The 23,855-nt window shown below is 33.4% G+C and carries 22 protein-coding genes; 8 read left to right on the forward strand and 14 right to left on the reverse strand.

The genetic code is table 11. From position 1 onward, the window contains the following. Window positions 1-14: 14 nt before the first annotated feature. Complete coding sequence (locus A9G37_RS01735; protein ID WP_065574463.1) at window positions 15-1,199, reverse strand: FAD-dependent monooxygenase; 1,185 nt, start codon at window positions 1,197-1,199, stop codon at window positions 15-17. Window positions 1,200-1,214: 15 nt separating this feature from the next. Continuing rightward, window positions 1,215-1,394 (reverse strand): Sec-independent protein translocase subunit TatA, encoded by a 180-nt coding sequence (locus A9G37_RS01740; RefSeq protein WP_065574442.1) that lies wholly within the window; start codon window positions 1,392-1,394, stop codon window positions 1,215-1,217. A gap of 564 nt (window positions 1,395-1,958) precedes the next feature. On the opposite strand from A9G37_RS01740, the gene A9G37_RS01745 reads away from it, so the two are divergent. After that, window positions 1,959-2,648 carry a LexA family transcriptional regulator gene (locus A9G37_RS01745; RefSeq protein ID WP_065574443.1) on the forward strand — a complete coding sequence of 230 codons (690 nt, stop codon included), beginning with the start codon at window positions 1,959-1,961 and terminating at the stop codon, window positions 2,646-2,648. 240 nt (window positions 2,649-2,888) lie between these two features. Further along, window positions 2,889-4,724, forward strand: coding sequence for an ABC transporter ATP-binding protein (locus A9G37_RS01750; protein WP_065574444.1), 1,836 nt, complete (start codon window positions 2,889-2,891; stop codon window positions 4,722-4,724). Window positions 4,725-4,778: 54 nt separating this feature from the next. Here A9G37_RS01750 and dacB read toward each other — a convergent pair whose 3' ends face one another. Continuing rightward, complete coding sequence (gene dacB, locus A9G37_RS01755) at window positions 4,779-6,215, reverse strand: serine-type D-Ala-D-Ala carboxypeptidase (RefSeq protein WP_034909731.1); 1,437 nt, start codon at window positions 6,213-6,215, stop codon at window positions 4,779-4,781. Between the two features lie 178 nt (window positions 6,216-6,393). Between dacB and A9G37_RS01760 the strand changes: the two genes are divergently transcribed. Then, window positions 6,394-7,407 (forward strand): TerC/Alx family metal homeostasis membrane protein, encoded by a 1,014-nt coding sequence (locus tag A9G37_RS01760; protein ID WP_034909732.1) that lies wholly within the window; start codon window positions 6,394-6,396, stop codon window positions 7,405-7,407. Between the two features lie 60 nt (window positions 7,408-7,467). Here A9G37_RS01760 and cycA read toward each other — a convergent pair whose 3' ends face one another. Further along, window positions 7,468-8,841 carry a D-serine/D-alanine/glycine transporter gene (cycA, locus tag A9G37_RS01765; protein ID WP_034909734.1) on the reverse strand — a complete coding sequence of 458 codons (1,374 nt, stop codon included), beginning with the start codon at window positions 8,839-8,841 and terminating at the stop codon, window positions 7,468-7,470. Between the two features lie 197 nt (window positions 8,842-9,038). Between cycA and mltA the strand changes: the two genes are divergently transcribed. The 3 genes from mltA (at window position 9,039) to asmA (ending at window position 12,695) form a co-directional block, all read left to right on the forward strand. Next, window positions 9,039-10,130 (forward strand): murein transglycosylase A, encoded by a 1,092-nt coding sequence (gene mltA / locus A9G37_RS01770; RefSeq protein ID WP_051634111.1) that lies wholly within the window; start codon window positions 9,039-9,041, stop codon window positions 10,128-10,130. Between the two features lie 70 nt (window positions 10,131-10,200). Continuing rightward, a complete protein-coding gene (dcd, locus tag A9G37_RS01775; protein ID WP_034909736.1) occupies window positions 10,201-10,782 on the forward strand; it encodes a dCTP deaminase in 582 nt (193 codons plus the stop codon). 32 nt (window positions 10,783-10,814) lie between these two features. Then, on the forward strand, window positions 10,815-12,695 hold the full coding sequence (gene asmA, locus A9G37_RS01780; RefSeq protein ID WP_065574445.1) for an outer membrane assembly protein AsmA: 1,881 nt from the start codon (window positions 10,815-10,817) through the stop codon (window positions 12,693-12,695). 64 nt (window positions 12,696-12,759) lie between these two features. Here the strand turns inward: asmA and hslU are convergent, their stop codons facing one another. The 10 genes from hslU to sucC all read right to left on the reverse strand — a co-directional run bounded on the left by hslU (window position 12,760) and on the right by sucC (window position 22,618). Beyond that, window positions 12,760-14,085 (reverse strand): HslU--HslV peptidase ATPase subunit, encoded by a 1,326-nt coding sequence (gene hslU / locus A9G37_RS01785; protein WP_065574446.1) that lies wholly within the window; start codon window positions 14,083-14,085, stop codon window positions 12,760-12,762. A 23-nt stretch (window positions 14,086-14,108) separates the two neighbouring features. Further along, the gene (gene hslV, locus A9G37_RS01790) at window positions 14,109-14,636 is read right to left on the reverse strand and encodes an ATP-dependent protease subunit HslV (protein ID WP_025316169.1); all 528 of its coding nucleotides are present in this window, start codon (window positions 14,634-14,636) and stop codon (window positions 14,109-14,111) included. Between the two features lie 149 nt (window positions 14,637-14,785). Continuing rightward, window positions 14,786-15,901 carry a cell envelope integrity protein TolA gene (tolA, locus tag A9G37_RS01795; protein ID WP_034909791.1) on the reverse strand — a complete coding sequence of 372 codons (1,116 nt, stop codon included), beginning with the start codon at window positions 15,899-15,901 and terminating at the stop codon, window positions 14,786-14,788. A 21-nt stretch (window positions 15,902-15,922) separates the two neighbouring features. Then, on the reverse strand, window positions 15,923-16,348 hold the full coding sequence (gene tolR / locus A9G37_RS01800) for a colicin uptake protein TolR (RefSeq protein ID WP_065574447.1): 426 nt from the start codon (window positions 16,346-16,348) through the stop codon (window positions 15,923-15,925). 2 nt (window positions 16,349-16,350) lie between these two features. Continuing rightward, window positions 16,351-17,031, reverse strand: a complete 681-nt coding sequence (tolQ, locus tag A9G37_RS01805) for a protein TolQ (protein WP_034909742.1) — start codon at window positions 17,029-17,031, stop codon at window positions 16,351-16,353. Continuing rightward, a complete protein-coding gene (gene ybgC, locus A9G37_RS01810; RefSeq protein ID WP_141671007.1) occupies window positions 17,032-17,427 on the reverse strand; it encodes a tol-pal system-associated acyl-CoA thioesterase in 396 nt (131 codons plus the stop codon). It abuts the gene before it with no gap. 296 nt (window positions 17,428-17,723) lie between these two features. Next, window positions 17,724-18,860 carry a cytochrome d ubiquinol oxidase subunit II gene (cydB, locus tag A9G37_RS01815; RefSeq protein ID WP_034909746.1) on the reverse strand — a complete coding sequence of 379 codons (1,137 nt, stop codon included), beginning with the start codon at window positions 18,858-18,860 and terminating at the stop codon, window positions 17,724-17,726. A gap of 12 nt (window positions 18,861-18,872) precedes the next feature. Then, entirely contained in the window at window positions 18,873-20,450 is a 1,578-nt protein-coding gene (locus A9G37_RS01820) for a cytochrome ubiquinol oxidase subunit I (RefSeq protein WP_065574449.1), read from the reverse strand. 98 nt (window positions 20,451-20,548) lie between these two features. Further along, window positions 20,549-21,421, reverse strand: coding sequence for a succinate--CoA ligase subunit alpha (gene sucD / locus A9G37_RS01825; RefSeq protein ID WP_065574450.1), 873 nt, complete (start codon window positions 21,419-21,421; stop codon window positions 20,549-20,551). A 24-nt stretch (window positions 21,422-21,445) separates the two neighbouring features. Beyond that, window positions 21,446-22,618 carry an ADP-forming succinate--CoA ligase subunit beta gene (gene sucC / locus A9G37_RS01830; protein ID WP_065574451.1) on the reverse strand — a complete coding sequence of 391 codons (1,173 nt, stop codon included), beginning with the start codon at window positions 22,616-22,618 and terminating at the stop codon, window positions 21,446-21,448. A gap of 178 nt (window positions 22,619-22,796) precedes the next feature. On the opposite strand from sucC, the gene fldA reads away from it, so the two are divergent. Beyond that, window positions 22,797-23,309, forward strand: coding sequence for a flavodoxin FldA (gene fldA / locus A9G37_RS01835; protein ID WP_034909753.1), 513 nt, complete (start codon window positions 22,797-22,799; stop codon window positions 23,307-23,309). A 79-nt stretch (window positions 23,310-23,388) separates the two neighbouring features. Beyond that, complete coding sequence (fur, locus tag A9G37_RS01840; RefSeq protein WP_034909755.1) at window positions 23,389-23,847, forward strand: ferric iron uptake transcriptional regulator; 459 nt, start codon at window positions 23,389-23,391, stop codon at window positions 23,845-23,847. The last annotated feature ends 8 nt before the right edge of the window (window positions 23,848-23,855 follow it).

Here is a 23,855-nt window from a genome sequence, read left to right on the forward strand (position 1 = left end):
GATATAAGTTTAAATTAAATATGCATAGCATATTTAATCAGTTGCTTTTTTAATAGCTGACTATTATCAATAACATTCATACCAATTGTTCTTAACGTCTTTTTCAACAAATTATCACCATTAAACATATCTTGAATAGTTTGCATGGCCGTGAGCATAACTAACGCATCTTGGCGACGATTAAACTCAAATGATTTTAAATTTTTTACAAGCCCAATATCTTTATTAGTTTCGATTAATTGTTTAATGGTTGAAACTAATAAAGCAGAATCTTGAAAACCTAAATTTACCCCTTGTCCTGCTAAAGGGTGAATAGTATGAGCAGCATCGCCAATAAGTACTAACCGATGCTTAATAAATTGTTTAGCAAATCGCGCTTTTAATGGGAATACCATTCTAGGGTTAATTAACTGGCATTTACCAACTTTATCACCAGTCAACCGAAATAATTCGTTCGAAAATTCTGATTCAGAAAGTGAAGTTAAAGTAGACGCATTATCTGGTTTTGTCGACCAAACTAAACAACTTTTATTTACATTCCAAAGAGGAAGAAAAGCAATAATTCCATTGGGATAAAACACTTGTCTAGCACAGGATTGATGAGGATATTCAGTTTGAACAGTTGTAATCACAGCATGATGAAGATAATCACGCTCAAGAACAGAAATATTTTCACTCCTACGCACCCAAGAATGAGCACCATCAGCCCCTATCATTAATTTAGCTTGTAAAACAGCTTTATTTGCAAGTGTCAAAAAGACAAAATCATCATTAAATGTACAATCAACTGCTTCATGGCTATAAATTTTAATATTCGAACAGTTTAAGGCAAACTGGTAAAGATAATGAGAAATGACATTATTTTCAATTATGTATCCAAGATTAGAATAACCGTAATCTTTGGCTTGGGCAGACAAATGAGCTTGACCATTTTTTTCCCATACACCTATCTCAGTAAATTCCTGTACACGCTTGCTATTGCATAAATCATCCCATATACCAATTTTTGAAAAGTAGCGCTGGCTAGCGCCATTAATAGCAGAAGCTCTAATACTTATTTCAGCATGAGGCAAGAATTCATGCTGACAAAGTTTAGTATCTATAATCGCAATGTTTAAATCACATTGGCTAAGTGCACAAGCAGTGGCTAAACCAACTAATCCACCACCAACAATTACTAAGTCAAATTGTAAATTCATACTAAATAAATGCAACTATTTATTATCATCTAACTTATTATCACTTTTTGATTCAACTTCGTTATCATTCATCGCTTTTTTAAAGCCTTTCAACGCTAAACCAAGATCCGAACCTAAATTACGTAACTTCTTAGTGCCAAATAATAAAATCACCACGGCAAGAAACACTAAAAGATGTGGAATGCTAAAAGACATAATCAGATCCTCTCAATAAATACAACGCTCTGTTAGGATAAGCTTTAAAACAGATTCTATAGGAAACTGATTATACTCTTTTTGTGAAGGGATTTCATGAATAGTTCAAAAATAAAAAAAGACCTGTATAAAACTATACAGGCCAACATGAAATATAAGGAATATAAGGAAAGAAAACAATGAAAAATCCTTACCCTGCTTATTATCCATTTTTTTTCGCTTTCGTCAACGTTTTTTATTTGTTTTTTCAATTTAAATTATTTCTATATGAAAAATATAAATCAAATAAACAATAAAAAAACTTTAATTAACACAGCAATAAATATTTTTACACAAAAATACGCATTCCTGAGCAGAAAAAACAATAAATAACTTTTTTTCCCAAAAAATCAACAGTCATAAAAAAATGAAAAAACAAGATAAAAAAACAAGATATAAAATAAAAAAACAAATTAGCATAGGAATAAAGCAAAACTAATAGATTTTCAATGTTATTAACGTATACAAAAACACAAAAAAATACATTATAATTAATAAACTTATGCAAGAAATAATGGTTCAAAGATGAATACAATTAAAAATAATAATATTAAAACTTTTAAAGATAGACTATATAGCTCAATGCAAGGGTTATCTGTATCAGCCTTCGCTAAAAAATGTGATATGTCAGAAACAGTAATCCGAGATTATTTATCAGGTAAAACATATCCATCACTTACACGTTTAGAAGTCATTGCTGAAAAATGTAATGTTTCCTTTAATTGGCTTGCCACTGGACATAAATTAGAAGTATTAGATCCTAAAAACAGTGAAGAAGTCTATAACGAAAATATTTATCGTATCCCTGTATATAAAAAACAGTTACCAACAAAAGAAGAAGCACAAAAAGAGCGTTTTGTTAGAGAAACGCCTCCAGTAATGAATTATCCTATTGTTGAAGGTTGGGTTAAGCATCGAGGTTTGGATGCTAAAAAATTAATTATATACTGGGCTAAAGGCGATTTAATGTCGCCAGAAATCAAAAATAATAACGGATTAATTCTTAATACAGAAATAAATGAGATTATTGATGGTGCAATCTATTTAATTGAATATGAAGATATTACCTTTTTGAGAAAGATTCGTTTAACTCTCAATGGATGGCTGTTAATCTGCAATAATAGCCAATATCCGACTATTGAAGTACCTAAAGTAGACTTTCATAAATATCATATTGTTGGACGCGTTGTACTTATTATAAAAGATATATTTTAAGACCATTAGTATAGTAGCTATATATTGACGTTCAAGATATAATCATAATATGAGGAAATATAAAACATCATATTTCCTCATCAGCTTTTTAATATTTATAATATTATAAATCGCAGATATATCTAAAATTTCATGTAACAATTTAATGCATATATAATTTACATATATTTGCGCTATCCTCGTTTTTTATATCATTGATTGTATTATCAATGGAAAACTCTATTATTTGTCAGGCCTAATATGTATCGATTTTTTGAAAAATTAGTATCACCTTATCCAAAAGTTGAATATGAATGTATGCCTAAAAATTTTTTTAATTTCATATGGCAATCAACTAAAGGAACTCGCTTATTTCTACTATTATTAATTATTCTTAGTGCATTCGCTGGCGCTTTTGAAGCCTTTTTATATGCAGCTCTTGGTAGGGTTATTGATTGGCTTGCAGCTGTTGAACCTAGCAAATTTTGGCAACAAGAAAAAACAACATTAGTAATATTAGCCTTAATCATCATAGCAAGTACAATTATTATTGGATTACAAACTATTATAAAACATCAATGCCTGGCTGGTAATTTTCCAATGAGAATGCGTTGGAACCTTCATCGGTTGGTACTCAATCAAAGTATGCGTTTTTTCCAAGATGAATTTGCCGGTAGAATATCAGCCAAAGTCATGCAAACAGCGCTTGCAGTTCGTGATACTTGCTTTTTAGTGACGGAGATTTTTATCTATGTCTTTATTTCGTTTATTACTATGGCAACAATCATCGGGCAATTAGATCTTTGGCTATTAATTCCATTTATAGGTTGGTGTCTAATTTATGGTATTGCTATGTATTATTTTATTCCTCGTCTAAGTAAAATTGCTAGTTTGCAGGCTGATGCTCGTTCTACGATGACAGGACGAGTAACCGATGCCTATACCAACATCATGACAGTAAAACTTTTTTCTCATGCTGGCAATGAAGCAAAATATGCTAAAGAATCAATGGATGAATTTTTAGTCTCTGTCAATCAACAAATGCGCTTAGTCAGTAGCTTTGAAATTGTTAATCATTTAATGTCTATTTTGTTGATACTAAGCACGACAGGTATTGCCTTATGGCTATGGAGCAATCAATTAATTGGTGTTGGTGCAATTGCAACAACAACCGCTGTAGCGCTTCGATTAAACGGTTTTTCACATTGGATCATGTGGGAATTGGCAGCTTTATTTGAGAATATTGGCATAGTTAAAGATGGGATTAATACTTTTTCAGCCACTAAAACAGTTATTGATCAACCTAATGCAACATCACTTCATGTTACCCAAGGGAAAATCGAATTTAAGCACATCCATTTTGCTTATGATAAAAAACAACACAACTCAATTATTGAAGATTTAAATTTAACAATCAAACCTGGTGAAAAGATTGGTTTGGTCGGTCGTTCTGGAGCTGGAAAATCAACGCTTATTAATTTATTACTTCGTTTTTACGATTTACAAAGTGGTAATATTTTTATTGATGGTCAAGATATTACTGCCGTTAATCAAGAAAGCTTACGTTCTAAAATCGGTATGGTGACACAAGATACTTCGTTATTGCATCGCTCAGTACGAGAAAACTTACTTTACGGTAACAAAAATGCTTCTGAAGAGGAAATGATAGAAGCCGCCAAAAAGGCTCATGCAGATAAATTTATTCAAACACTCGTTGATACAAGAGGTAAAACAGGATACGACGCATTTGTTGGTGAACGGGGCATCAAATTATCAGGAGGACAAAGGCAACGTATTGCCATTGCTCGCGTCATTTTAAAAAATGCCCCTATTTTATTATTAGATGAAGCAACAAGTGCATTAGACTCTGAAATTGAGCAAGCAATTCAAGAAAGTCTATACACTTTAATGGAAGGCAAAACCGTTATTGCTATTGCCCATCGATTATCTACAATTGCGGCAATGGATAGACTAATCGTACTTGATCAAGGTAAAATCATCGAACAAGGAACCCATCAAGAGTTATTAAACAAGAATGGTTTATACGCACAGCTTTGGAAACATCAGAGCTGTGGTTTTTTAGCCGATAACATTTAATTTACAAAGAAGGTCAGGACTTATACTAAATATATGTGTCCTGACTACACTTTATTAATTAATAAAATTTTTATAGAATTCCGATTCAAATCGCATGACTGCACTATTTTTGGGTTCTCCTTTATTATCAGCTTGGTATCCTGATAATAGCTGCACAAATGCAACATATTCCCCTTCAGACTTTTGGATAAATCCAGCTAAGTTATAGCAACCTTGAATATAACCTGTTTTGGCTCGTATTGTTTCTTTAAAAGGTGCTTGATTAAGACTTTTTCGATTCTGCAAAGTACCATCAACTCCAGCAATTGGTAACATTTCAATAATTCTTAATTTTGTATTATTAGCTGCAATATATTGTAGAATTTCCATTAACTTATCGGCGCTAACCAAGTTTAATCTAGATAATCCAGAACCATCAGCAATAACTAAATTTTCTAGATTTATACCCGCTTTTTTACGTAAAATTTGCTTAACAGCATCACCGCCATTACGCCATGTACCTTGAACATTATAATAATGGGCACCTAAAGTCCTAAATATAGCATCTGCATACAAATTATTTGATTTTTTAAGCATAACTGTCAACAATTCAGAAAGTTGAGCTGATTGGCTAGAGGCTAATAATGACAACTGAGCATTAGTCCTTTGATTACGTTCAATAATAGTTCCTGTATACGTTATTTTTTTTTGTTTAAGCTCATTTTTTAAAATTTTCGAAAAATATTCAATACTATCAATTACTGCAAATTTTAACGGTATTTTATCTGAACTTACAGCAATGCATCCTGATAAATGGTAATGGTTTTTATCTGAGTAGTTTACATCTAATTCACAATATTTATCATTTAAATCCTTACTATTAGCAGCAATAGTTCTGACATCACCAGTAAGAATAATAGGAGTATTGGAAGATACCGAAACAGAGGCTTTGGAACCGACCTTACCCGGAATAATGGTTGCATTAAAACAGTTATTATCAATAATAGCTGCAGATGGCGGAGCACTATAACATGCAGTTAAGTTATTCCAGGACCAGCCCGATGCTTTATCATGACTTGTAAAGATTGAAGTATCCAAAATCACATTTCCTGAAATTTTCTCAATGCCTTTTTGGCTCAGTGTTGCAATCATACTTTTTAATCGATCACGAGTAAAAGTTGGATCTCCACTTAATTGAATAATAAGATCACCATTTAACTGTTTATTACTTATTGAACCATTGGTTTGTATACGAGTTATAAAACGGAAATCATTACCCAGTTCAAGCTGAGCAGCTAACGCAGTTATCACTTTTTGAGTGCTTGCTGGTTGTTTGAATTGATTACTTTTATATTTTGCTAATGTTTTAGGATTACGCCCAACAGATTGAACCAGAATGGATAAATCACTTCCTTTAGGTAAAGAAGATATATATGGCTCTACTGGTTGTGCATATAATAACCCCGAAATAAAAGGAAGAAGAGTGAGAATAATTATCCTAAATTTTGTCATAAATACTGGCTCAAAATATTATTAAATTAAAACAGTTAAATAAGAATTGCAAATATAACTTTTTTTGATTTAGCTAGCAATATATACTCTATCACTTTTATAATTATATATTACGGTTAAATTAGATAAACCAACTATTCAAATTATCTAAAAACAATTAAAACTAGGTAATATAAATATGATGCAAAGTTCATTAGGATTTCCAATAGATACCATGTTGGTATTTGTTGTGCTAGTCTTGGCTGCAATTATTGTTGATTTATATGCTCACCATAACGATAAACCTATCAGTTTGAAAAATGCCATTATATGGTCACTTTTTTGGATAATTGTTGCACTGGGGTTTGCACTATTTTTATACATTCATCATGGGAGTACTACTGCTAGCTTATTTATTGCTGGTTACGTCCTTGAAAAAGCACTATCTGTCGATAATTTGTTTGTCATTATGGCTATTTTTTCTTGGTTTTCAGTACCTAATAATTATCGACATCGCTTACTTTATTGGGGAGTTATTGGCGCTATTATATTCCGCGCCATATTTGTTGTAATTGGAACAGGTTTGTTATATTTAAGTCCTTGGATGGAATTAGCTTTTTCAATATTAGTAGCTTGCACTGGAATAATAATGCTAAAAAATCAAGATAATGGCCAAGACTTAAAGGATTATTCAAATCACTTAACTTTTCGCATCGCCAAACGTATTTTTCCATCTTACCCCAAAATTGTCGGTCATCACATTTTATTAACAAAAAAACAACTTGATATAGAACTTGCAAAACCTGAGAATAGTAATTTAGTTGGTAAAATACCTAAAAGTATTTTTTATGCTACACCGCTGTTTTCATGTATTGTTGTAATTGAGTTAAGTGACGTTATCTTTGCGTTTGATTCTGTTCCTGCCGTGATTGCTGTAAGCCAAGAACCGTTAATTGTCTATAGCTCGATGATTTTTGCTATTTTGGGGCTTAGAACTATGTATTTTATTTTGCAAGCCATGAAACAGTATTTAGCTCATCTTGATAAGGCAATTATCTGTTTACTCTTTTTTATTGCCGGAAAATTGGCATTAAATGCAAGTAATCATCTATTTGGATACGGTATTGATATAGATCCAATTACCAGTCTTTATATCGTTTTAGGCACACTAGCTTTAGGAATTATTGCTAGCATCATCTGTCCGAAAAAATAAAGTGCGATAATTAGAGTAAAAATATTGGCAGGTTTTCCTGCCAATATTTTTAGTATAAATTTATTGACGTTTTAAAGATCGAATAAAATAACTTATACCTAAAATAACAAACCAAATAGGAGTTGCCACTAATGCTTGGCGAGTATCAATCTCAAAAGTAAGTAATACAATCACGAAGGCAAAAAAAGCCAAACAAACTAAGCACATAAAAATGCCTCCAGGCATTTTAAATTGAGATTGTTCATGTGAGTTATTTCTTTTACGACGATAAGCAATATAAGAAATAAGAATCATCGACCAAATAAACATAAATAAAATAGCCGAAATTGTAGTTACTATAGTAAAGGCTTCCATGACATTAGGCACTAAATAAATCAAAACAACTCCACCAAACAAACATGTGCACGAGAATAATAGCCCATTAGCCGGTACAGAGCGACTCGATAATTTCCCAAAAGGTTCAGGAGCATCTTGTTTTTTAGCAAGCCCAAACAGCATTCTGCTTGTTGAGTAAATACCACTATTAGCAGATGATGCTGCTGAAGTTAATACTACAAAATTAATAATACTTGCAGCAGCAGGCAAGCCAATTAGAGTGAATAATTCTACAAAAGGACTTTTGTTTGGAGAAATAAACTCCCATGGAGTTACACTCATAATAATGATTAAAGCAAAAACATAGAAAAAGATGATACGCGCAGGCACTGAATTAATTGCACGAGGCAAATTTTTGCACGGATCAACGGTTTCAGCTGCAGTTGTGCCAACTAACTCAATCCCAACAAAAGCAAAAATAGCAATTTGAAATCCAGCAAAAAAACCCATACTACCATGAGGGAAAAAGCCCCCGTATTCCCACAAATTCGAAAATGCAGCTGTGGTACCCGTTTGTTCGGAATGAAAAGCAGTCAAAATGAGTACAAGCCCAATTCCTATCAATGCAAAAATTGCAATAATCTTAATCATTGAAAACCAAAATTCTGTTTCACCAAACATTTTTACCGTTAATAAGTTTAGTGTTAAAAGTAAAGCAACTGTTAATAACATTGGTATCCATGACTGCAGTTCAGGAAACCAATGTTGCGCATATCCAGCAATTGCAATAACGTCGGCAATCCCTGTAATTACCCAACAAAACCAATATGTCCAACCAGTAAAAAATCCAGCCCAAGGACCCAAAAGGTCATTGGCAAAATCACTAAAAGATTTGTACTTTAAATTAGAAAGAAGGATTTCCCCCATCGCTCGCATAACAAAAAAAAGGATAAAACCAATAATCATATAAACAAAAATAATAGAAGGCCCTGCAAGACTAATTGTCTTACCCGAGCCCATAAATAAGCCTGTTCCGATTGCACCACTAATTGCAATTAATTGAATATGACGGTTAGAAAGATTTCGCTTCAGATCATTTTTTGAGGATGTAATGCTCATCGCTATTATTTCCTTTTATTTTCTATATTTCTCGACTTACTAAGAGTCTAGGACTATAAAGTCTATAGAATAAAATCGCAAGTTGAATTGTTATGAAAACTTTTTATGGATTCATAATAATTATCTGTAGTTTCTTATAATAGAATTGTGTAGCATAACTAACCATATTGCTTAACTTATTATAATTATTTTTCAAGATGAAAGAAAAAGATCGTTATTATTATTTTTATTTTTTAAGTATTTTACTTGTTTTATCTATTTTTATTGGTAGCCAATACTATTCAAATAAACCAACTAATCAAGGCCAACAATATAAAGATGGGAAATTATCTTTACCACTTAACATTAATCATCCTCAATTAAGTATTCCTGTCAACATATCAGACTACATTATTCAAATAGCTAAAATTAAATCGTCATCGCCTTCTTTATATAAAAAAAATGAACATATTTATAAAGCAATAAATGAGTGGATTAGCCGTTCTTTAACGGTTGATGAATTTTACAAGGTGGGACTTAACAGTTACGAAATGGTTGGACAAGATGGGTATGGCAATATACATTTAACAGGCTACTACACTCCGATAATCAAAGCAAGGCATCAACCAACAGCAGAATTTAAATACCCTATTTATAAGATGCCAGTTGTTAGTGATGAAGAACAACTACCAAATCGTGAACAAATTTATAATGGAGCTCTTTCTGATAGAGATCTTGAAATTGCATACAGTAATTCCTTAATGGATAACTTTATTATGGAAGTACAAGGTAGTGCCTATATTGATTTTGAAGATGGTTCACCTTTAGTCTTCTTCAGCTATGGAGGTAAAAATAATTATGGCTATTCTAGTATAGGAAGATTATTAGTAGAACAAGGCGAAATAGAAAAAGAAAAAATTTCTATACAATCAATTAAAGATTGGGCAAAAAACAAACCAGAAAATAAAATTAAAGCTTTACTAATTCAAAACCGTTCATTTGTTTTTTTTAATCCACAATATAATGCTGAAGTTACGGGTGCTGCTGAAATACCTTTGGTTGCAAATGCATCAGTTGCATCGGATAAATCAGTCATTCCTTTAGGATCTGTAGTATTAGTTGATGTGCCGCTTCTTGAAGACGATGGGCAATATCGAGGTAGACGAGAAACTCGACTTATGGTTGCACTTGATGTTGGTGGTGCTATAAAAGGTCAACATTTTGACCTTTATCTAGGAATAGGAGATAAAGCAGGAAAATTAGCCGGATACTATAACCATTATGGACGCGCATGGGTACTACAGCCTTAAACTACTAACGTCGACGCCATCAAAAGAACCTGTTAGAATAAAGTAATACAAGCTGAATTAAGGATAACTCATGAGATTATGTGACAGAGATATCGAAGCATATTTAAAAAATGGTAAATTAAAAATAACACCGCAGCCTGCAGCAAGCTGTATTAATGGTGCGACTGTTGATGTTAGATTAGGTAATCAATTTCGAACTTTTCGAGAACATACTACACCTTATATAGATTTAAGTGGCCCAAAAGAAGAAGTATCTGCAGTCTTGGAACGAGTGATGAGTGAAGAAATAGTATTACCTGAAGGTGACGCCTTTTACTTACATCCTGGCGAGTTAGCATTAGCTGTAACTTTAGAATCAGTCACTATTCCTGACGATTTAGTTGGCTGGTTAGATGGCCGTTCATCACTTGCTAGATTAGGTCTAATGGTTCACGTTACAGCTCATCGTATCGACCCCGGCTGGCAAGGACAAATTGTATTAGAATTTTATAATTCAGGAAAAATTCCATTAGCACTTAGGCCTGGAATGACAATCGGCGCGCTCAGTTTTGAAACGCTAACTGGTCCTGCTACAAGACCATACAATCGGAGGTTAGATGCAAAATATAAAGACCAGTATGGTGCTGTTGCCAGTCGTATTGATAAAGACTGAATAATCGATAACCATAACGAAGGAACATTAATATGATCAAAAAAATATTGGTTATTCTATTTGCTTTAATTTTAGTCATAACAATTAGTGTTGTTTCATTGATTGTTTTTGTTGATCCCAACAACTTTCGTGGGTTTATTTCTGATACAGTTAAAGATAAAACAGGATATGAATTATCCATCGATGGAAATTTACGTTGGCATATATGGCCGCAAGTGAGTATTTTAACTGATTCAATTAAGCTAACTGATGCAGGAGCTTCAAAACCCCTTCTAACTGCAGATAATATGAGATTAGACGTTGAGTTACTACCTCTATTCTCCAAAAAATTATCTGTCAAAAATGTTTTTATAAAATCAGCAGTTATCAGTATCACCAATGAAAGTAAAGGTAATATTGCAAAAAATGGTACAAAAACATCATCTAATACAACTACGAATAAACCAACTGATTCTAAAGATCAAAAAATTTCATCTAATTGGAAATTTAGCTTAAATAAATTTGAAGTTAGTGATAGTACTGTGACATTACAACATAATAATGATTTAATTAACTTTAGAAATATTAATCTAGTGTTAGAACAAAATAGTGAAAAAAATATTTCTATCGATTTAAAAGGTAATATAGATAAAAATCAACAAGATCTATCTTATTTGATACATGCATATGTCGATTTAAATCAATTTCCAGAACAAGCGTTAATCGATTTAAAGAAATTAGATTTCATTTATAAAGGTGTCGACAATTCAACAAAAGAGCTAAAAGGTAACATTAGCGGTGTATTTAACTACCAACATCCACAAATGTTACTTAAAAGCCAAAATTTAGCTTTTTCAATTAATGAAAATCATTTTACTGCTACAATAAATGCTGATTTAGCAAATAAACCATATATAAATTTGCAGTTAAATTCAGATAAAATCGATCTCACTTCGTTCTTGAAAACAAGTCAAAATTCAAATAAAGAAGCAAATCCTCAACAAACTTCACCAGTGGTGTCGAATGTCACAAAAACCAATAATGAATTAAACTTTCTGAATAATTTTAATGCTAAAGCTAAATTAAATATTAAACAGATTAATGCTAACAAAGTAACATTAAATAATATTGACATTGATATGATCAATGAGGAAGGTATTGCAATATTTAAAAAGATTAACTTTGATATTGCTAATGGCCATATAGCTGCAACTGGTTTAGCAAATGGCAAACAAAAAAGTACACTAATGAAGCTTAATACCAAAATATCAAATGTTGATTTAAATACATTTTTTAATCAATTAAATATAGCACATGATTTAGAGGGTTTATTTAACGCTACTGGAGATTTAGAAAGCAACAGCTTATCTGGTTCAAAAATCTTAGCCAACTTGCAAGGAAATTTGAATATAGTAGTGACTAATGCAAGGCTAAATAATTTAAATATTCAAAGAATCATCCAAAATACAGCAACTCAATATTCAAAGGACATCATGACTCCTGAAAATCAAAAAAAATATACTGAATTCCATAAAATTTCAGCTATTGGTAACTTAAGGCAAGGTAATTTGCAATTGTCGACATTAAATGCCAATTCTGAAACTCTTGATGTCATTGATGGCTCAGGGCGAGTTGGTTTTTTAAAACAAGATTTGGATGTTAATTTGAATTTAAAAATATTAGGTGGCTGGAACGGTAAAAGTGAAACAATTAGTAAACTGCAAAAGTTAACAATACCACTACGTATTTATGGGCAATTTGCTAATCTTCATTATCAAATAGATATGAGTAAATTAATTACCGATGCACTAAGCGATAAATTACAAGAACGTTTAGACAAACTCCGCGAAAAATTAAAAACTCATGACTCTAAAGATAATTCAAAATCTAAATCAAAAGCTGCAGATATCTTAGGCGAGCTAATAAGAAAGTAACAAGAAAAAAAGGTGAAGTTGAGCAAATTTATCTTCACCTTTTTATGTTTAGAAGTTAAACTTTTTATAAAATAAACTTACTTAGATCTTCATCTGCAACAAGCTTATCTAAATGATCGCTTACATATTTAGCATCAATAGTTACAGTTTCTCCACCGAGTTCACTAGCTTCGAATGAAACATCTTCCATCAAGCGTTCCAAAACAGTATGCAACCTGCGGGCACCAATATTTTCATTTTGCTCATTTACTTGCCATGCTGATTCCGCAATTTTACGAATACCATCCGAGGTAAAATCGATGTTAACTCCTTCAGTTGCCATTAGAGCTTTATACTGAACAGTAAGTGAAGCATTTGGTTCGGTTAAAATACGTTCAAAATCTTCACTTGTTAGAGCTTGTAATTCAACCCTAATTGGTAATCTGCCTTGTAATTCAGGAATTAAATCAGATGGATTTGCTGTTTGGAAAGCACCTGATGCAATGAACAAAATATGATCCGTTTTAACAGATCCATGTTTAGTCGACACTGTACAACCTTCAACCAATGGTAAAAGATCTCGTTGTACTCCCTCACGTGAAACATCTGGGCCTGAAGAATTACCACGTTTACAAACTTTATCTATTTCATCAATAAAAACAATTCCATTTTGTTCTACTGCTTCAATCGCCTCATGTTTAAGATCATCAGGATTAACCAATTTAGCAGCTTCTTCTTCAATGAGTTGTTTGAGCGCATCTTTAATCTTCATTTTACGTGGTTTTGTTTTTTGTCCACCTAAATTTTGAAACATTGACTGTAATTGATTGGTCATCTCTTCCATACCTGGAGGAGCCATAATTTCAACACCAATATTAACACCAGCTAATTCGATTTCTATCTCTTTGTCATCAAGTGAACCTTCACGTAATTGTTTGCGGAAAGCTTGTCTTGCTGTTGTATTATTATCTTCAACTTGTCCCCACCCATCTTTAGCTGGTGGTACAAGTACATCCAAAATGCGCTCTTCAGCTAATTCTTCCGCTCGATTACGATTGCGTTCAATCGCCTCTTGACGGATCATTTTTACTGCAGAATCAGTTAAATCCCGAATAATTGAATCAACTTCTTTCCCCACATAACCAACTTCGGTAAACTTAGTTGCTTCTACTTTAATAAACGGTGCATGCGCTAATTTGGCTAGACGTCTTGCAATTTCAGTTTTACCAACACCTGTTGGCCCAATCATAAGTATATTTTTTGGTGTAACTTCATGACGTAATGTTTCATCTAGTTGCATACGGCGCCAACGATTACGTAACGCAATTGCAACAGAACGTTTTGCTTTTTCTTGCCCAATAATATGTTGATTTAGTTCGCTTACAATTTCACGAGGAGTCATTTCAGACATAGTTAAATTTCTCTTAAATCAGATTAATAATTAAGTTCTTCAATTGTTTGGAAATTATTGGTATAAACACAAATGTCTCCAGCAATCGATAATGATTTTTGCACAATATCATGTGCAGAAAGTGAGGTATTATCTAGTAGTGCTCGTGCCGCTGCTTGCGCATAAGGGCCTCCAGAACCAATAGCAATTAAATCATCTTCTGGTTGAATGACATCACCAGTACCTGTAATAATCAATGATGCACTTTCATCAGCAACAGCAAGTAGTGCCTCTAGCTTACGTAGCATTCTATCTGTTCGCCAGTCTTTAGCTAGTTCGACAGCTGCTTTAGTTAAATGTCCTTGATGCATCTCTAGTTTTCTTTCAAACAGTTCAAATAGTGTAAAAGCATCTGCTGTACCGCCAGCAAAACCTGCAATCACTTTGTTATTATATAAACGACGAACTTTACGAGCATTTCCCTTCATAATAATACGCTCGCCGAGCGTAACTTGCCCATCGCCACCTATAACCACTTGACCTTCACGACGGACACTGACAATTGTCGTCATATTCTGCTCCTTCTTTCACTTAAGTAACTTTATTCGGAATGAATAGACTATATATAGGGATGATTAATATAATTTCAACATTTTAATTTGAAGATATTGTTAATTTATTTTAAAAAAATTTCTGGAAATATAGCGTTTGCGAATAGAAACTATTTTGGTTGAAAGTCAATTGTCATTATTTTTACTTGATTATAAAATGTGCTTGCAGGTTTTGGAATAATAGCTTGTTTAGTTGCAGAAAGGGCTTCTCGACATAATGCATCATCACCACCTTTTGCACTCACATCAAGCAATAAACCATCGGGTGCAATTTGAATTTCTAATACACAATTTCGGCCACTATATAATTTATTAGGATTAATAAACTTATTGCTAATCGCATTTTGAACTAATGATTTGTATTTATTTAGCTCTCCATCAGAAGCACCTTTACGACTAGCAGCACCACCTGATGGATTAGATGTGCCTGATGTTAACCCGTTTAGTAAATTATCAAGTTCTTTATCTTTTTTAGCTTGTGCAGCTCGCTTAGCTTTATCGGCAGCAGCTTTTTCAGCGGCTTGCTTTTTTGCTTGCTCTTCTTTCTCTTTAGCTAACTCAGCTTGTTTTTGTTCATTTTCAATTCTCTGCTTTTCTATAATTTCCTGTTCGGCTTTAGCTTTAGCTTCTTGTTCAGCTTTTTGTTTAATTAACTCTTCTTGTTTACGTTGATTTTCCTCACGTTGCTTTTCTAATAGCTCTCGCTCAGCTTTTAATTTAGCTTCTTGCTCAGCTTTTTGTTTAGCTAATTCCGCTTGCTGTTGTTCTAAACGCTGCTTTTCAGCTTGTCTTTGCTGTTCTTCTAGCTGTTCTTTAGCTTTACGTTCATCTTCTTCTTTTTGCCTTGCTACCCGTGCCGCCTGTGCAGCCTCTGCCTCTTTCTTTTGTAGTTCTTCTACTTTTAAGCGCTCTCTTTCTAACTCTTTAAGTCGTTGCTGTTGAGCCAGTTGCTGTTCTTGTAAAGCTTGAGCCTGCTCTTCTATTTGTTGCTGCCTTTGTTGCTCAGCCCGCTTTTGGCTAATCTGTGTTTTTAGTTGTCTTTGGTATTGTTCATTCATTACAGAAGGATCAACCATAATAGCATCGATAGAGTTGCCGTTAAAGCTACCATAATTAACATCATTACTATACATAACTCGGTAACCTAAAATAATAATTAAAATGATATGTAGTATAATAGATATTACAATAGCTATACTTAATTTTGAATTTGACTTATGAGACATTGCTGACATCTTTTATAATATTTAAATTGGTTGAGTCATTAATCCTACAGACTTAACACCTGCTGATTGTAATAAATTCAACGCTTTTATAATTTCTTCATAGGGAACATCTTTAGCTCCACCAACTAAAAACACGGCCTTTTCATTAAGCAACATCTGTTGCTTAACTTCTGCAACAATTTTTTCTTGTGGTAAATTAGCTTGACGGTCCTGCTCAATAATTAGAGCATAAACTCCAACACCTGATACTTCAATAATGATTGGTTTAGTTTCTGATGGTGAAATCGTCTTAGATTCCGATGCTTCAGGTAGATCAACTTCAACACTTTGACTAATAATTGGTGCCGTTGCCATAAAAATAAGCACTAATACTAATAGTACATCAAGTAAAGGTACTATATTGATCTCAGATTTAGTCGAATAACGAGAACGTCTGCTTCTACTCATAATTATTTCCTAACAGCAACTGCTTGGCGTTGTAAAATTGCAGAAAATTCATCAATAAAGTTAAGATAGCTTTGTTCAATTCGACTCACACTCAATGATAAACGATTATAAGCAAGTACGGCAGGAATAGCAGCAAATAGACCAATTGCGGTTGCAATTAATGCTTCAGCAATCCCTGGCGCAACCATCTGTAACGTTGCCTGTTTAACTGCACCTAAAGAAATAAATGCATGCATAATTCCCCACACAGTACCAAACAAACCAATATATGGACTAATAGAACCTACTGTACCTAGAAAAGGAATGTGTAATTCAAGGATATCAAGTTCACGATTCATAGCTAAACGCATAGAACGCAATGCTCCATCTAAAGCAGATTCTGCCATATTTGGATTAATTTGATAAAGCCGTGAAAACTCCTTAAAACCTGAATAAAAAATATGCTCTGTACCACTAATTTCTTCTTTATAAAATTTCGCTTTATCAAATAAAATATTTAAATCATCAGCAGCCCAAAAACTATTATCAAATTCCTCAACTTGTTTTTTAGCTTTTCCTAAAATCTTACTCCGTTGAAATATAATAGCCCATGATATAACAGAAAAAGTAAGTAGCAATAACATAACACATTGTACTAACAAACCCGCTTGCAAAAATAGATTAATAATGTTCAGATTTTCCACTTATATAAACTCCAAAACTAATAACTTAGGAAGCCCGCATGGCTTCATCTTAGCGATATCTACACAGGCAATAAGCACATCTGCTGTGCTGATAACTCGTTCATTTTGATTAACAATAGTCTGTTTGAAAATAATAGATGCTTTGCGAGTTTGATCCACCTTAGTACTAATAGTAAGCATATCATCTAAACGAGCAGGAAAATGGTAGCTAATATCCATCTTTTTAACAACAAACGCAATATTTTCTTGTAATAAGGTCTGTTGGCTAATTCCTAGTTGTCTTAAAATTTCAGTCCTTGCTCTTTCGAAAAATGCTAGATATCTAGCATGATAAACTACACCGCCTGCATCTGTGTCTTCATAATAAACTCTTGCATTCCAATTGAATTGTTTCATATCCAAATCACACTAATCAAATTTGGTGTTATTATATCTGAATATAAACTTCCCTGCACTATAATATAAAAAACAGCAAATGAAAACAATTATCATTTTCCTTTATTGTATTGCTAATATTTTACTTACTAATTAAAAAGGTGACTATTTGTCACCTTTTTATTAATTTATACTTGATATTATTTGTTATTAGTTTCTTTTTCGCTACCCCTTTCAACTAACAAACCTGTAACAGCCGATAGCATACATGCAGCAATAATTCCTATAAACCACAAAATGTAATACATAATAGTTCCTTAATAAAGAGAATGTTTATTATTTTCAATATGATTTTTATCTAGTCTTCCAAACATTTTGATATATGACCAAATAGTGTATATAAGGACAATAGGTAAAAATATAAGAACCACAATAAACATAATATTAAGTGTTAATTGGCTTGATGATGCATCCCATATTGTTAAACTTGCATTTGGCATAATGCTTGAAGGCATAATAAATGGAAAAGTTGCAATACCATAGGTAAATAAAACACAGGCAATTGTTAATACTGATGAAATAAATACTAATGCATTTTTGTTTAGACTAGAAAAAAGAATAGTAAGCAGTGGTAACACCATACCTAAAACAGGGACTATCCATAAAACTGGATAATTCAGATAGTTATCTAACCATGAAGCATCAGTAGAAACTGTTTTAGTCAATGGATTAGATGCTGCATTATAATCAATCACACTGGTAACTTCATAACCATGAATGCCAAATGCAACCCAAACTCCAGCCAAAACAAATGCAATTAACATTACTAAGCTAGCAATTTGTGTAGCCTTTCTGGCTCTTAAATAAAGTTCCCCTGATGTTTTCATTTGTAACCAAGCACCACCATGAGCAACAAATAACATTAAGCTAACAACGCCAGTCAACAATGCAAAAGGATTAAGCAAACCAAAGAAGTTACCATCATAAAATACACGATAAGAGTTATCAAATCGGAAAGGAACACCTTCTAATAAGTTACCAAAAGCAACACCAAAAACTAATGCTGGCACAAAACTACCTGCAAAAATACCAGCATCCCATAAATTACGCCATTTTGAATTTTCTAGTTTACTACGATAATCAAAACCAATTGGTCTAAAAAATAGCGCACAAAGAACTAAAATCATTGCAATATAAAAACCAGAAAACGACGCAGCGTATACCATTGGCCAAGCAGCAAATATTCCTGCACCAGCAGTAATTAACCATACTTGGTTACCATCCCAATGAGGAGCAATTGCATTAATCATAATGCGACGTTCTGTATCAGTCTTACCAATAAATGGTAATAAAATACCGACGCCCATATCAAACCCATCTGTTACAACAAAACCGATTAAAACAACACTAATCAGCACCCACCAGATGACGCGTACAATCTCGTAATCAATCATTGTGTATACTCCCTATGACCTATCTGTTACTGGTTGTGTTTTTTCGTAATGATAATTGCCTGTACCTAAAGAACTTGGTCCTAAGCGAGCAAACTTAAACATTAAGAATAATTCAGCAATTAAGAATAGTGTATAAAGTCCACAAATAAGAACCATAGTGAATAACACTTCACCAGCTGTTAATGATGAATTTGCTACTCCAGTCGGTAAGATGTCTTGAATTGCCCAAGGTTGACGGCCATACTCGGCAACAAACCAACCTGACTCACATGCCAGCCAAGGGAACGGTAAAAAAAGAATTAATATGCGGTGTAACCAACGCTTTTCACCAATTTTATTTTTATAAGTGGTCCATAAAGCAAACCCAGTCCCCAAAATCATTAATACACCAAGGCCAACCATAACTCTGAAAGCCCAGAATAGAGGCCAAACTGTAGGAATTGAGTCTTCTGCCGCAGCCTTTATATGCTCTTCAGTAGCCTGAGGTATAGCCAAATTATCACGATCAGTAAAACGCTTGACTAAATAACCATAACCTAAATCAGACTTATTATCTTCAAAAGCTTTCAGTACATTAGGGTCTTGATTACCCTGATGGATCTTCTCCAAATTGCTATAGGCTAATATCCCATTGCGAATTCTTTTTTCATTATTTGCTAAAATATCTTTTAATCCTGTTACTTGAGTATCAAGTGAACGAGTGGTCATTATTCCCATAACATATGGGATCTCTATTGCAAACAAATTTTCTTTATTGCTTTGTGATGGAAAAGCAATAACATTAAATGATGCTGGAGCAGGTTGAGTTTCCCATTCTGCTTCAATTGCTGCAAGTTTAGCTGGCTGAACAGTTGTCATCTCATGACCTGCTTCATCACCCATAATCGCCACAACGATTGACATAATAAATCCAAATGTGGCTGCAACAGCGAAAGATCGTTTGGCAAAGGCAACATCACGTTTTTTTAACAAATAGTAAGAGCTAATACTTAAAATAAAAATAGCACCTGTTAAATAACCTGCTGCAACAGTATGAACAAATTTATATTGGGCAACTGTGTTAGTAATTAACGCATAGAAATTAGCCATTTCCATGCGTGAATTAATAGGGTTAAATTCAGAACCTATTGGGAATTGCATCCAACCATTAGCAACTAAAATCCAAAGAGCTGAAAGGTTAGAACCAAATGCGACACACCAAGTCACCATTAAATGTTTACCACGGCTTAATCTATCCCAGCCAAAGAAAAACAAACCTACCATGGTTGATTCTAAAAAGAATGCCATTAAACCTTCAATAGCTAACGGTGCACCAAAAATATCTCCCACATAATGCGAATAATAAGACCAGTTAGTACCAAATTGAAATTCCATGGTTAAACCTGTTGCGACACCTACTGCAAAGTTGATACCAAACAGTTTACCCCAGAATTTTGTCATATCTTTCCAGACTTGCTTACCACTAACAACGTATACCGTTTCCATAATTGCTAGCATAAACGCTAATCCTAGCGTTAATGGAACAAAAATAAAATGATACATTGCAGTAAGAGCAAACTGGAGCCGTGAAAGTTCTACTATATCTAGCATAAACGCTCCCTAATCCTTAAATGATCACAAATTTCTACGTTATTGCCAAGCATTATACACCGATAATCACAGAATAAAATTGATATACATCAAAAAATTTATATTTTGAGTTGTTTTTTTACTGCATCACCTATATCGGTAAGGCTTGTTACAACTGCAATACCTGCAGATTGCAATGCTTTAGATTTTTCTACTGCTGTTCCTTTCTTTCCTGAAATAATTGCACCTGCATGCCCCATACGTTTTCCTGATGGAGCTGAAACACCAGCAATATAAGCTATAACAGGTTTAGTTACATGTTTTTTAACATATTCAGCTGCTTCTTCTTCAGCACTACCACCAATTTCACCTATCATTACAATAACTTCAGTTTTAGGATCTTGCTCAAGCAATGCTAAAATAGAAATAAAATCACTACCAGGTATAGGGTCACCTCCTATACCTATACATACGGATTGCCCTAAACCAATATCCGTTGTTTGTTTAACCGCTTCATAAGTTAACGTTCCAGAACGCGAAACAATGCCAACCTTTCCTGCACGATGAATATGTCCAGGCATAATACCAATTTTACATTCATCAGGAACAATAATACCCGGGCAATTTGGTCCAATCATTACAACATTATTTTGTTGTAATTTTGCCTTAACAACAAGCATATCTAGAGTTGGAATACCTTCGGTAATACAGACTATTAGTTTAATGCCTGCATCAATCGCTTCCAAAATAGAATCCTTACCAAATGCTGCTGGCACATAAATAACACTAGCTGTTGCACCAGTTGCAACAACCGCTTCTTTAACAGTATTAAAAACAGGTAAACCTAAGTGGGTTGTTCCTCCTTTACCTGGTGTCACACCACCAACTAACTTAGTACCATAGGCAAGCGCTTGTTCAGAATGAAAAGTTCCCTGACTACCAGTAAATCCTTGACAGATAACTTTTGTTTCTTTATTAACTAAAATTGACATAATAACTATTCTCCATGCGTCCTATTATTTGGCAACAGCAACAATTTTTTGGGCCGCATCTAGTAAACTTTCGGCAGTAATAACATTTAATTTACTTTTAGCTAAAATTTCTCGAGCAAGCTGTGCATTGTTACCTTCAAGGCGAACAACAACAGGAACAATAAGACCTATTTCTTTAATTGCACTAATAATTCCATCGGCAATTAAATCGCAACGAACAATACCACCAAAAATATTAACTAAAATCGCTTTCACGTTTTTGTCAGATAATATCAACTTAAATGCTTCAGCAACACGCTCTTTCGTTGTGCCACCACCAACGTCCAAAAAGTTAGCTGGCGAACCACCATGTAGTTTAATAATATCCATAGTTGCCATCGCAAGACCTGCACCATTAACCATACAACCAATATTGCCATTTAATGATACATAGCTAATACCTTGTTTTGCGGCAATTGACTCACGTTCATCTTCTTGAGTTGTGTCCCTTAAAATATTTAAATTAGGATGTCTAAAAATAGCATTATCATCTAACACAACTTTTGCGTCCAAACAAATTAGCTCATCGGAATCAGTAATCACTAATGGATTAACTTCAGCTAATGAAACATCATTTTCTAAAAATAGTTTTGCAAAATTAACAAATAACTTTGTAAATTGATTAATTAATTTACCTGTTAATCCCAATTTGAACGCAAGTTCACGCCCTTGGTAAGCACAAGGGCCAGTTAACGGGTCAAGTGAAGTTTTATAAATTAAATATGGTGTTTTTTCAGCAACGCTTTCAATATCAACACCACCTTCTGTCGAAGCCATAATTACTACACGCTTGGAACTACGATCGACCACTGCTCCTAAATAAAGTTCTTTCTGAATATTAGACGCTTTTTCAATTAAAATCTTATTAACTGGTTGACCTTTATCGGTGGTTTGATAAGTAACTAGATTTTGCCCTAACCATTTTTCAGCAAATTGCATTATTTCACTATAGTTTTGAGTACAAATAACACCACCAGCTTTACCCCTTCCCCCTGCATGAACTTGACATTTAGCAACCCAAGCTCCTAAATTTGTCCCTGAAGATAAGTCAGCTAATGTATCTTGTATTTCACCGATTGAGTTACAAACATACCCTTCAGGTACAGGCAAATTATATTGTTTAAAAAGATATTTAGATTGATACTCATGCAAATTCATAATGAAATTCCACAGCCTAATTTAATATAAAAAATAGGCAATAATTTTAATGCAAGATAAATAAATTGTATAGCACATAATAACTTATGTTCTGTGTAATTTAGAATTATTGCTGATAATAAGTGACAATGATATACTCCTAAAATATTTTAATATCATAGATAGTAAAGGTACAAATATGAAACAAGTTGGTATTTTTTTTGGTAGTGATACAGGTAATACAGAAAATGTAGCAAAGCAAATCCAACTCATTTTAGGTAGTGACAAAGCTGATCTTTTCGACATTGCAAAAGCCACTAAAGAAAACATTGAACAATACGATTACCTATTTTTCGGTATTCCAACTTGGTACTATGGTGAATCTCAAGCTGACTGGGATGACTTTTTTCCCAATTTAGAAAAAATTGATTTTAGTGGTAAAACAGTGGCTATCTTTGGTTGTGGCGATCAAGAAGACTATGCAGAATATTTCTGTGATGCTATGGGAACACTCCGCGATATTATTGAACCTAAAGGAGCAAAAATTGTTGGACACTGGTCAACCGAAGGTTATAGTTTCGAAGCATCTAAAAGCTTAATTGATGACACTCATTTCATTGGTTTAGCCATTGATGAAGATCGTCAACCAGAATTAACTGAAGAACGTATTAACAATTGGGTAAATCAAGTCAAAACAGAAATGAAAATTTAGTCTATTGAATTGATTTCTTTTATTTACCGTACATAGTTCCTATAATGAATTATGATCAATAAATTAATTGGGAAGTAATATGACAAATCATGATAATGATAATAACGAAGCACTCAAAAGTGCTGGTTTAAAGGTTACGTTACCACGATTAAAGATTTTAGAATTATTACGAGATCCTTCATGCCAACACATTACTGTAGAAGATCTTTACAAAAAACTACTTAATATGGGGGAAGAAATTGGACTTGCAACAGTTTACCGTGTTTTGAATCAATTTGATGATGCTGGAATTGTTACTCGTCATAACTTTGAAGGTGGCAAAGCAGTATTTGAACTAGCAACACAACAACATCATAATCATTTAATTTGTTTAGATTGTGGCGAAGTATTTGAGTTTCGTGATGATATTATCAATGCTAGACAAAAAGAGATTGCTGAACAATATGGTGTTAATTTAACTTTTCACAGTTTATATCTATATGGCCATTGCCAGTCGGGTGATTGCAAAGCCCATCCCGAACTTCATCACAAAAAATAAGCCTATTC

This window comes from Gilliamella sp. GillExp13, from assembly GCF_001690815.1.
Lineage (GTDB): Bacteria > Pseudomonadota > Gammaproteobacteria > Enterobacterales > Orbaceae > Gilliamella > Gilliamella bombi.